Origin of the sequence: Microvirga calopogonii, assembly GCF_003347665.1 — a bacterium.
Taxonomy (GTDB): Bacteria; Pseudomonadota; Alphaproteobacteria; order Rhizobiales; family Beijerinckiaceae; genus Microvirga; species Microvirga calopogonii.
In genome coordinates this window covers 1-11725 of the sequence record NZ_QDGA01000135.1, presented here as the reverse complement: position 1 = coordinate 11725, position 11725 = coordinate 1, and the positions used below count along the sequence as shown (strand labels likewise).

The window sequence follows — 11725 nt, the reverse complement described above, 5'->3', positions numbered from 1 at the left end:
CTAGCCCGGAAAATTCATGGAGGGTTGGCGGGTGTAGCTCAAGCCCCTGAGATGACTTAGGATTTGGTTGTCGAAGCCGATCCGCGTCATTTCTGGGAGAACCCACCCGCCATGAACCACTCTACGCTTCCACTACCGGGCCTGTCACCTGTTACCGGCAAAACCGTACTGGCTCGGTTCGACGGCGGCCTGCTGTCCTCCGACGCCGGAGTTCTCGCCCTGCGCGAGGTGGAGAAGCGTTTGGGTGTCGCCGAGCGGCTCGCCGCGTGCATCGATGACCCACGCTCTCAGGATCAGGTCATTCATCGCCTGGCCGATCTGATCCGCTTCCGGCTGTTGATGATCGCTGCCGGTTATGAGGATTGCAACGACGCCATCAGCCTGCGCTCCGACCCGATCTTCAAGATGGCGCAGGACGTGCTGCCATCGGATCGCCATCTCGCCTCACAGCCGACGCTCTCGCGCCTGGAGAATATGCCCGATGCGCGGTCGCTGCTGCGTATGGGACGCACGATGATCGATCTGTACTGCGCTTCGTTCGGACAGGTGCCGAAGCAGATCGTGCTCGACCTCGACGACACTTTCGATGCCGTTCACGGCGACCAGCAGCTGCGGCTGTTCAATGCCCATTACGACGAATACGGCTTTCAGCCCATAGTCGTGTTCGACGGTGAGGGCCGCTTCATCACGGCCGTGCTGCGGCCGGCCCGTCGGCCCAAGGGCAGCGAGATCCGGGCTCATCTGCGCCGGCTCATCCGGGCGATCCGAACCCACTGGCCCACCACCCGCATCCTGATCCGGGCTGACAGCCATTACTGCGGTCCGCTGGTGATCGATTGGTGCCGAGCCAACGGCGTTGACTTCATCCTCGGAGTGGCCTCAACCTCGACCCTGCGCCGGCACGTTGCGGGTCTGGAGGCGAGCGCCAAGGCGCGCTTTGCCGCGGCTCCTCGGAAAGGCAAGGTGCGGCGCTTCACGGAGTTCTTCGACGGTGCTGCAAGCTGGAGCCGGGTCGAGCGCATCATCGCTCGTGTCGAAGCGGGCGCGCAGGGCAGCGACACGCGGTTCATCGTCACCAATCTCACTGGCGGCAAAGCCAGAACGCTCTATGAGCGGATCTACTGTCGGCGCGGCACGGCGGAAAACCACATCAAGGCCTGGAAAGCCCACCTGGCGGCCGACCGCACGTCCTGCTCCCGAGCGACGGCGAACCAATTCCGGCTGTTCCTGCATGCCGGCGCCTATTGGCTGATGTGGGTCCTGCGGGCGAGGATGCCGAAGCGCTCGCTCTGGCGCATCGCGCAATTCGACACCTTGCGGCTGCGCCTGATCAAGATCGCCGCCCGGGTGGTTGAACGGAAGACCCAGATCCAGCTGCACTTGCCGAGCGCCTGTCCTGACCAGACGATCCTGCGCGTGGTTCTCGGCCGTCTGCCGCGCCTCGTCACCTGATCAATGGGGCGCACACGCCCCTGACCCGAGCCCTGTCCCGTCCACCTGCAAACCCGCCGCTCTCATCCGCCAAGCCGAATCCTTGGAGGTGGTGAAGACATGCCTGAAAGCCCGTCAAAGCTACCAGTAAGGCTCGCAAAGCCAACCTCAGAAGGGTCGCCGTGAATTAATCGGGCTAGCGTCCTCCCGGCTCCTGAAGCGAGACGCCCGCCGGGACCTTCAGCTCGCCATCGTCCTGGTCCAGATCGATGAAGCGACCGTTCTTCGGGATCACAAAACCCTCACCGATCTTCGGCAGCTTGGATAGAGCGTTGCAGGTGATCGCCGAGCGCTCTCCCGACGAGGTCTCATTGCCGGTGAGCCGCGCATTTGCCTGCCCAGCGGCTGAGAGACCCCCGTCAATTCGGATGCTCTGGTCGGGAAACGTCCAGGTGAAGCGCTGGCCCATCTGCTCCCACTTGCCCGGCCATTCGCCCGGCTTCGTCTGGGAGGCATCGAAGATGTAGGGGCTCACCTCACCGTTCTCGAATTCCCCTCCCCCGACGCCACCCCCCGGATAAAAGGTAATCACGAACTGAGATCGATCCGAAGCGCGGGTGCATTGCCAGAGGGAGCCCGCAAGGCTCAGACCATCGGCGGTCGCTGGTGGGGAGGCCAGGACAACCCCGATCATGGCGAGCAGAAAGCTTCTCATGGGCTGTCTCCGATCAAGGACGGAGCAGCACCCTAGGCGGAGTTCCTTACCGAAACTTGTCAGGCCGCTGGATTGGAGCGGTCGGTGTTGCCGCCGCTGCTTTCAAGAAAGCACACCAAGGCGAAGAGGCTGATCACCGCCGCCAGTTCCGCACCAGACAGAAGCCAGGAGGGAGCACTTGCCCGCAGCGGCCCGATGGCCACCAGCGAGAGGAGGAAAGTAACAACTGTGCTCCACATCAACATGGGAAACCGCCCTTCAGAACGGGATCAAGCACTAACCCATTGATTATGAACAGCCAATGACAGCCGCATGGCATAACTAAGGAAAGCTTAGACAATACCCCACGCACGGTAACGGGTTCGGCCGGTGAGTTCCCGCGGGAGGGCCCCGCCCAACTGCTGCAGCATGAGATCCACCGCCTTTGGCGTGACCTTCAGCAGTTTGGCGCCGAGCGGCACAGTCACCAAAGGGCGGGACAGGAACAGGTCGACCAGGTCCGGTAGCTTCGAATTGGAACGGGTCTTGGCCGTCACTCGGCCCATCAACTCACGGGCCAGGATCAGCCTCTCCAGATCCTTGTTCGCGATCTCCAGGGCCTCCTCAATGACACTGCAAAAGCCATCGAGTTTCTCCTTCGCCCCTTCCCTGCCCTGCGGTCGGAACTTCGACTTCTTGAAGCCGGCCGCCAGCGGCAGGAGATGGTTTGTCAGCCCTCGCGCTCGCAGGATCGAGGCGGCCATTGTCAGCCCCAGCCAGGGCAAGCGGGTATAGAGATTGAGATCCAGCCAGGCATTCCAGGCTACGGCCGCTGCAGCAACCGCCGGCCAATGGGAGGTTCGTTTGACGAGATCGAGCCACAAGTCCTCGGCTTCGGCCTCGTCCTGATCCGGGTCGTACACCAGGTGCGACCGGCTCTTGGGCAGCGGAGTTTCTCCTGCGAGAACTCTCGTGGTGCGATCCAACACGGCGTCGATTTCGGCGAAATGTGCCTTCCACGGGTCAGCATCGTTAGCGAATGCTGGATAGGCATCGTCATCGTCAGGGTCAGGCCTCTTGCGTTTCGATGCTGCCATCTCCGAGCCAATCCCGCCAACACCCCTCATGGCCGCCAATCCGTCGAACGAAACCGGCCAAGGGGCTTTTCTTGCCATCGCCGTCCGTCGAGATCTGAGGGCCGCTGCCGCCCGGGTGAGTTCATGAGTGGGGCTGCGAACGTCCATTCCGGCGTCGTGAAGGACGAGATCGCCGACATCGACCAGATGACCATCAAGAATCAGAGCTCGGACAGCTTCGGTCATATCGCAGCGAGACTGCCATCCGGCGGCCAGACCCGACGCCTCCAGCCGGGCATCAAAACGGAGAATGGCGATTGTGAGCTGCTCCAGACGACCGGCGATTGTCTCCCACGGTAATTCGGGAATGGCGATTGCGGACCGTTCCGATCCTTCATCGGTCAAACTCAAGCGCACTAGCAGCCCCCGTCACTAGTTTGGCAACATCTAAGATATTATAATTGAAAGGATCTGCCTCAACAATGGTAGCGTTCAGCGGCTTGGCTACCGTTTGCTATGGACAGGAGAAGGGGCCGGAAAATGGGTATTCTGGGCTGTTTTGGCGCTAGATCGGCCGATCTGGGCCAATCTTGGCCGATTCTGGCCGCACTGCGGAGCAAGTTCCCCGCAATTGGCTAAGAAAGTACGACTACGGCAGCCCTCAAAAAGCAGTCTGGCGGCGACATCAACCGGTCGGTTTATCACGCCCTGATGAATGTACAGTAGGTTCAGGCGGCCTAGGCCCGGACGGCGCAAACAGGCAATGCCAAGCGGAGCAATGAGATCCGTTCAAGCTGGTAAAAGTAGCCGGTCAGCTCACATCCCTTGGGTCCAGGGCGACAATCGGGTTAGGACAAGTCCGTTTCGAGCCAGCCATAGCTATTAAAGGGCAGCAGAAATGCTGCCCTTTGCTTCGAGTACAGTTAGCTTTCCGATTGCCCAGAGTACTTGGCATACAGAGCATCAAGGTTATTGACGACGAACTCGGCAAACCCCGCATCGACATTGCGGTCGATCTGCAGCGTGCAACGCTTAGACGTAAAGTTGATTGTTGCCTTGACGCGCGTATCGGAAGCTTCCCAGTAACCAAGCTCAGCACGTGCTGGCCGGTCTTTGCGGGTCACCTCTTCGACCAGGGAATTGAAGCGCTCGTTCGTCTCCCGAGCGTTAAAGGCGGGTGTCTTGATGAACGCCTTCGCCTTCTCAAGCGCGGATGCATCGTTCTGGAACAGTTCGGCTAAGGGCAGCCAACGTTTGCGACCAATCTCTGGAGCTGGGCCAATCGCGTCGATAACAGTGGCTGGAATCCGTTCGACCACCTGCAAGTACCAGGTGATCTGAGACTGGTTGCTGATGCCGAGCGCTGCCGCGATCGTCTCACGGTTGAACTTCTTCGCCTTCATCGCAGCCGCAAATCGCGCCTTCTCAATGAAGCTCAAGTCAAGTCGGGCGTTATTCTCCTGGCCTTGCGCCACAATGAGTTCAACGTCAGTCATTTGCCTGACGACCGCGCGGATTTTTATTCCGAGCGAAGCGACGGCCTTCAGGCGCCGATGCCCGTAAGCAGCCTGGTAGCGCCCACCTCGCTGAGGATGAGGCCTCACTAGGATCGGAACGAGCTGACCCTGGCTCTCGATCTGATTTGCCAGATCAGCGATCGACTGAGTGCCATCCTCCATTCGGTCTCGGATGAAGGACTCGTCGATCAGGTTCGGATCTAGTTCAACGACCGTTTGCCCGCTCTCAACGAGTGCCTTCAAGTCCTCAAGTTCGTGTGAGTCGTCACGGACCATTGTACTTAAGCGCTTCATCACTTGGCTTGTAGGCGCATTCTGCCGAAGCAGACTTTTGGACACTACCTGAGAAGTTTTCTCGATTTCACTCTCGCTCCCAACTTTCTGAGGTACCGCCGCAACCGTTTCAGGGATCTCCACGAGCGTCGCGGGGGCCGTCGGAGTAATATCAGAGATCTCAAGATCAGTGCTCAGGGTCGCTGAAGCCCCCTCCCCCGGCCCTGACTTTCTGTCAGATGGCTCTACGAGAACAGGAACGCTACTTGGCCCGGGCTCAACAGTTAACTCGGAGATGGTTTCGGAGACTGCCCGAAGCTTGTCCTCAAATGCGGGCTCCTGGTTCAAAGGATCAGATTCTTCCGTGTTGAGGAACGCTGCCAGTCGCTTCGCACTCTTTGCCATTAGATCCTCCCCCAGGACTGCAGAACCAGTTTTTCGATATCGCGGTTGACAGCGTTCATGGACTCAATCGCACGGTCAATTGTGCCTTTTGTAAAGTCGGCTCGCTCGGCTTCGTAAATGGTCTTCTTCATGATGCCGGCATCTGAGACGGCAGTGCTCTTCAGCATTTCATTGTCAAGAACATAGTCCCCAAACATCTTACGGAGATACTGAACCATTTGGGCTTGAGGCACATCGTTTGGCTCATAGCGGGTGACCAGGTATTTGAGCCAGTCGTACTCTGTATTGCCGCCCGCATTTTTAAGCACGCTTAGCAGGTCCTTAGTCATCGTCAGGAACTGAGCCATAGACATCACGTCCATCATCTGTGGATGAACCGTGATCACGATGCCCGTCGCGGCACTGAGAGCTGACAGCGTCAGATATCCCAATTGAGGAGGACAATCGATCACAACGAGATCGTAGTTATGATGCACGGTCTCAAGCGCGCCGTTTACGCGGTCGAAGAAGCGCTTTCCCTCCTGCTTGTTCTGGAGAGCCATTGGCACTTCGTGCTCGAACTCCATGAGCTCGAGGTTCGCAGGGATAATTTCCAAGCCCTCAATATAGGTCGGCCGGATAATGTCCTTGAGCGGAATTCTAGCACCGGAGTAGCGGATGTTTCCATAAAGAGTCTGGTTCTCTAGGACGTCGAGCTCCGGATGGAGGCCGTGGACGGCTGAGAGGCTCGCTTGGGGATCCAGATCGATGGCCAGAACGCGATATCCATTTATGGCAAGATACTGCGCCAGATGAGCCGCAGTTGTGGTCTTTGCTGATCCGCCCTTGAAGTTCGTGCAGGCGATCACCTGAAGGTGTTCGTCTCCGCTACGGTGTTTCAAATACTGCCTCTCCCCTTTCGCATTTGCGTCGAGATACGCACGCAGGTTCGCGACGTCCTTGAGGGAGTAGAGGCGTCGGCCATTCGGCTGTATCTCCACGTCAGGCCCTTTCCCATCCAGCGAGAGCTGCCGCAGGTAACTGTCCGCGACACCAAGGAGCTTAGCGACCTCTCCGGACGTCAGCTTGCGGAAGGACTTTTGAGCCCGCGGCGGAAAAGCGGTCTCAAGCTGCCGGTGCAGGTTTTTAGAGAGCTTGGTTGCATGCTCTCCAATGAGGTCGAGCCCCACGCGGGACGGCCGATTGGATGTTGAGCTGGCAGATACCTGACCTTCGCTCTTGAGCTGAGGCAGAGCCATCAAGGTCCTCCTTCTTACGGAAAAGTGCCGGCGAGCGGCCGAATTCCGTCTCATCAAACGCACGGAACGTTAACATCCGGTTAAACTAGGGCCGATCTAAACGCGACGTCGGCCACGTTCTTCTCCTGAGCCGCTCTTGCTAAATAGCTGTTGACCAACGAGAACTCTCAGCGACAGAGTGTTTCAACCACTTGTAAAAAATTCCGCCTGCCATCCCCGGAAGCGAGGATCAGAACTCCGTCAGCCTCGCCCGCCTGCGACCGCCGATCTGGTTCGAGTTTGCCAGGTATGCTGCATCGAACCCTGCAGCAAGGTGATCTGGAACAGTTCATCCCTTCCCTACTGGTGTAGTTCGATCCGCATACCGCGAAACTCAAGAGCACCCAAGGAACCACATCAGGCTGTTCAAGCCTGATTTCCAGTCGTGCGAGTTTTACACCCCCTTCGATTTTACACGTGTAAAATCCGGGTGAAGCCACTCTCACTTGTGGTTGGCCGGCCTGACGTCAACGACCTCGGCCGAGTACAAGGCGGCGCAGGTATCGCTTAGCCAATGCCAACGACTCTCAGCCATTACGATTTTACACGTGTAAAAACTGCAGCGATGGCCTCACGTCCATCGGGCTACGTCAGTGGGGTTGCGTTTAGCTTCTAGCGCCCTGCCCGTTTCAGCACCAAGGCAGTTTTGAGATCCTGATATTTGGCAGGAATGATGTCGGCGGTGTGCTTCCGCTGCTGTTCCTTGATTAGATTTAGGTGACCGCCATGTGTTGTCAGGTCCGGGGCCGCAGACCACAAGAGATCGAATTTTACACGTGCAAACTCGACGTTGCGCGCTAAAGCCCCCCTTCATACCGGGGGGCGCCGATAACCGTTTGACATGTATGCTGGCGGCGCACAGTGCTTGCGGCTAAGAGAAATCCAGGCCAGATGGAAGTCCGTCGTGTCACCATTGTTTCCACTCAGAAGGCTTCGAAGCCAGAACGCTCTTGTCACTCTGGGTTCGCTCTCAAAGGATTTTACATGTGTAAAAAGGCCTTGCTGGTTGGCCCAGTCGCTGCTCAGGTCGGCTGCTCGTCCAAATCAAGGAGAAGCCTGATCTACGAGATCCGCCACATCGTTCCGCCATCAGATCCCTGCAGGAAGCAGAGGGGAAGAAGGGCAGGGTCTCCGCGACACTATGGCAGCGATTATGGGGGTACCGCTGAGGGATTCGCTCGCACCATCATTCCCGTGCACACGATGTCGGCTGGCGCTAAGAGCATTGCCTCGTCCAAGGGCAAAGCCTCCTTAGGCCGTATCGATGTGTCCGCCCTTCGCGTTATTGCCGTGACCGTCCCCCCGTGCGGTGTTGCAAACCGATAGGCTGACAGAGCACCAATTCTCAGCCACAGAGACTACGTGAACGGTTGAACAGCGGTCCCAGACGGATCTGGGTGAACGGGGAGGGGAATCCGCGAGTCCCCGCTCATAATGGCTGCCGTTCTGACACGCGGACGTTGGCCCGCCGACCTTCAGGCGGCTGTGGGCGCCGCTGAGCCGTTGCGAGCCATGTCACCAGAAGCGCTTTCACAGAGTAGGTACAAGCCACGCCTTGATCTTGCTGAACTTGAAATGTTCGGCTACCGACGTGGGAGCCTTCGCACTCTGCTGGACAGCGTCCAGCCTGGACCTCACCTCCTTTGTCACCAGCACGTCAGCCTGCCGCCCGATAGCCAATGCGCCTTCCAGGACCTCGAGCCGATCCTGAAAACTCATGCGGCGTCTCAAGTGCTGGGAGATATAGATCTCCCGCTCCCACTCCACCTTCGCCGTATCAGCGCAAGCCAAGCGTGTGACGAACGGGAGCAAGAACTGCCGCTCGACATCATCAGCCTCATCGTTCAGGAGCATCGCCAAGCGGCAGATCGGACGCGAGAAACACGACGGCATGGTCTCGACGGCTCGGACCGGCTGGTACGGGAAACCAGCCGCCACGATCGCCGCCTCGTTGATACAGGTTCCGCCATCTTTGCTGGGGAACGGGTGTGAGTCTCGTTTCAACTTCCAGTTCAGGATGTGATCGAAAGTGTCCATGGCAGGCATTCCTGTGGCGCCCCGTGCAGGATGGTGATCCCCTAACCGCTCGCCTGTCAATTGCATGGGGATGCCAAGCCGAAGACCTAGCCTTAATCTAGGTGTATGGCTACCAGGGCAGCTCAGCGCCCAGGAATGCAATGGCGGAGCCCCTCAGCAGTCTATGCCCAGACGGAGCCCGAACTCGGTTGAGTAAGGACATCTCCCATCGAAGCGACTACACCGCATCCTGTAAGGAGGATGGCAGGGCCAGACCGGCCTTGCGCGCTCGGTCTAGTTGCTTCTTCACCGAGGAGGCTGACCATGTGAGACCCCCACGCGGTGTCCGCTCCCGCATGCGCTCAAGCTGTGCCCCAATGTCCCTCAGCGAGAGGCTCGGGTCAGTCATGGCGATGCCGGCGATCAGCGTCATGAGACGGTCCTCCGGGTTCTTGCGCGGAGCAGGGCGGAGGAGGGTAGGGTCAGCCATATGCTGCGACACGAGCTTGCCCACAGCCCGCCGCAGGCGGGCCACAGTCCAAGATTGCCCGCTATCGCCCAACACGCGCACGACATCCTCCCACGGATGGTGCGGTCGCATGCGACGAACTGTTGGCATCCAGCGGTCCGCGCTGGCGATCAGCTCATCAAGGAAGACCTTCTCGCGGGCGAGGGCGATCTTCCGGATGGCCTCCGGCTGACGCTTGCGCATGCCTGGATTTCCTGGCTTCCGGCCTCGGGCTTTGGCAGCCTTGATCCCGGCTCGAGTGCGTTCGGAGATCAGCGAACGCTCCAGTTGCGCCACCGCACCGAGCACTTGCAATGAAAATATTCCTTGTGGTGTCGACGTGTCGATCGGATCGCGCAAGGACCGGAAATGCGCCCTTCTGGCCTCCAGCGTTTCGATCACCTCGAGAAGGTGACTGACCGAGCGTGCCAAGCGGTCAAGGCGCACCACCACTAAGACCTCACCTTGCTTGATCTCGCGGAGGAGCCGCGCCAGCACCGGCCGAGCACGGTTTGCGCCGGATCCGTGCTCCTGATGAATCACCTCGCAGCCCGCTGCGCGCAATTCGTCGAGTTGAGCATCGTGCGCCTGATCCTCAGTTGACACGCGGGCGTAACCAATCAAGCGCGCTTTCGAGAGGGGAGGGGCCATTGACCGGTTTCCGACGGGACTTTCAAACCCTTTGTACACTTTCACTTGTTATGAGCAACTGATCGTTTGAACACGTTTCTCAAGCCATTCTGTTAACCAGCTGGCACGGGCAGGGCTTCCGCTCAGCCGCCCAAAATGGCTTAAAACAAGGGCTTCTGGAGCCATTTCGCGCTTCTGCAGGGCCACAGGACAGTGGAGCAAAGAGCATCCGCACCACGGCATAGGGGCCCTGCGGATGCCATCGCGCAGAAGGCCGAGCTGCCTCAGCTCGCAGCGTAGCAATCCCTTGCTTAGCTTCCCTATGCCAAGTTATAGTTCGTTTGCTCAATAACTTAGCTGTGGGGCAGGAGCGTGGCATTTCGGGTAACCGGGGCATTTTCGGGGGCAGGGATTCCGCCAAATGGGCATTCGTGATTCAATCCAGGCATGAGCGCGCCCGGTGGTTCCGCCCAGCCCCTGTCCCAGAAGGCCCTGCGCCTGCTCGTTGCGGATCTGGCCGGCAAAATCGATCGACTGGAGCACGAGGTCGAGCAGTTGCGCCTCGCCAACAGCAACCTGCGCCTCGAGAACCAGGCCTTGAAGGACGAGATCGCCCGGCTCAAGCACCTGCCGCCGCGCCCACCCTTCAACCCCTCCGGCATGGAGAAAGCCACCCAGCCGCGCCCTGCTGGTCCAGGCCGGCGTCCCGGGCGCGGCGCCAAACGGGATCGGGTCACCCGCGAGGTCACGATCCCGGTCGAGGCTCCGCCCGGCTCGCGCTTCAAAGGCTACAAGACGGTCGTGCATCGGGATCTGGTGCTGGTTGCCGAGGTGGTGCGCTACAAACGGGAACGGTGGGTGACACCCGAGGGCCAGACCCTCATCGCGCCGCTGCCGATTGGCATCACCGGCGGGTTCGGACCCAATGTGCGGCGGTTCTGCCTCGCCCTGCACACGCAAGGCCAGGTGACCACCGAGCGCCTGACCGATCTGCTGAACGGTATTGGCCTGGCGATCTCCAAGCGCGAGGTCGTCCGTCTGCTCACCTCAGATCTGGAGCTGTTCGAACAGGAAGATCGTGCGATCCTGCAGGCCGGCCTGGTCTCGTCGCCTTACCTCACCGTCGATGATACCGGGGCGCGCCATGCCCGCCGTCCCGCGGTGACCACCCAGATCGGCGGCGAGCGCTTTTGCGTCTTCCGCACCAGCCGGTCGAAATCGCGCCTGAACTTCCTGACGCTGCTGCGGGGTGGCTGCGAGGACTACGTCGCCAACGAGGCCGCGCTGGACTATCTGCGCCGGCAGCCGGTCGAGGCCGCCGTGATCGCCCGGTTGAGCCAGCTCCAGGACCAGGTGTTCAGCTCGCAGATGGAGTGGTGGCAGCATCTGCTGCGCTGCTCGATCAACATCTTCGACCGGCCTCTGCTTCGGCTACTGGATGAAGCCGCCACCTGGGGCGCGCTCCGGCATCACGGGCTGATGGCCAACACCGTCGTGGTCTCCGACGATGCCGGGCAGTTCCGGGTTGCTCAGCACGCCCTATGCTGGATCCATGCGGAGCGCCACCTGCAGAAGCTGATGCCGGCCTCACCCAAGCAGGCCAATGCCGTTGAGCTGGTCCGCGAGGCGATCTGGTGTTTTTATCGCGGTCTGAAGCTGTGGAAGCAGAGCCCCTCGCCAGGTGGGGAGCGGGCCTTCCGGCGGCAGTTCGACAAGATCTTTGGCCTGCGCACGGGCTACCAGGAGCTCGACGAACTGCTCGCCCGTCTGGCACGGCGCAAGGGCGAACTGCTGCGGGTGCTCGAGCGTCCCGAGATCCCGCTGCACACCAATGCCTCCGAGAACGACCTGCGCGCCTGGGTGATCAAGCGCAAGATCTCCGGTGGCACCATGAGCGC

9 protein-coding genes are annotated in these 11725 nt (G+C 59.9%); 2 read left to right on the top strand and 7 right to left on the bottom strand.

Annotated features, from left to right (window positions below; genetic code table 11):
* The first annotated feature begins 111 nt into the window (after positions 1-111).
* Positions 112-1452: an IS1380 family transposase gene (locus DDF70_RS33075; RefSeq protein ID WP_114946107.1), complete on the top strand. Its 1341-nt coding sequence runs from the start codon at positions 112-114 to the stop codon at positions 1450-1452.
* A gap of 175 nt (positions 1453-1627) precedes the next feature.
* Here the strand turns inward: DDF70_RS33075 and DDF70_RS33070 are convergent, their stop codons facing one another.
* The 7 genes from DDF70_RS33070 to DDF70_RS33040 all read right to left on the bottom strand — a co-directional run bounded on the left by DDF70_RS33070 (position 1628) and on the right by DDF70_RS33040 (position 9848).
* Positions 1628-2146, bottom strand: coding sequence for a hypothetical protein (locus DDF70_RS33070; RefSeq protein ID WP_114948831.1), 519 nt, complete (start codon positions 2144-2146; stop codon positions 1628-1630).
* Positions 2147-2205: 59 nt separating this feature from the next.
* Complete coding sequence (locus DDF70_RS33065) at positions 2206-2391, bottom strand: hypothetical protein (RefSeq protein WP_114948830.1); 186 nt, start codon at positions 2389-2391, stop codon at positions 2206-2208.
* Positions 2392-2478: 87 nt separating this feature from the next.
* Positions 2479-3618 carry an RHE_PE00001 family protein gene (locus DDF70_RS33060; RefSeq protein WP_281024415.1) on the bottom strand — a complete coding sequence of 380 codons (1140 nt, stop codon included), beginning with the start codon at positions 3616-3618 and terminating at the stop codon, positions 2479-2481.
* Positions 3619-4124: 506 nt separating this feature from the next.
* Positions 4125-5396, bottom strand: coding sequence for a plasmid partitioning protein RepB (gene repB / locus DDF70_RS33055; protein WP_114948829.1), 1272 nt, complete (start codon positions 5394-5396; stop codon positions 4125-4127).
* Positions 5396-6634 (bottom strand): plasmid partitioning protein RepA, encoded by a 1239-nt coding sequence (repA, locus tag DDF70_RS33050; RefSeq protein ID WP_114948828.1) that lies wholly within the window; start codon positions 6632-6634, stop codon positions 5396-5398. Before repA ends, repB begins: the two co-directional genes overlap by 1 nt.
* Positions 6635-8203: 1569 nt before the next feature.
* The gene (locus tag DDF70_RS33045; protein ID WP_114948827.1) at positions 8204-8710 is read right to left on the bottom strand and encodes a hypothetical protein; all 507 of its coding nucleotides are present in this window, start codon (positions 8708-8710) and stop codon (positions 8204-8206) included.
* Between the two features lie 217 nt (positions 8711-8927).
* Entirely contained in the window at positions 8928-9848 is a 921-nt protein-coding gene (locus DDF70_RS33040; protein ID WP_114948826.1) for a recombinase family protein, read from the bottom strand.
* A gap of 426 nt (positions 9849-10274) precedes the next feature.
* Here DDF70_RS33040 and DDF70_RS33035 point away from each other — a divergent pair.
* Positions 10275-11725: IS66 family transposase (locus DDF70_RS33035; RefSeq protein ID WP_114948825.1), on the top strand; the 1451-nt coding region annotated here is incomplete at its 3' end.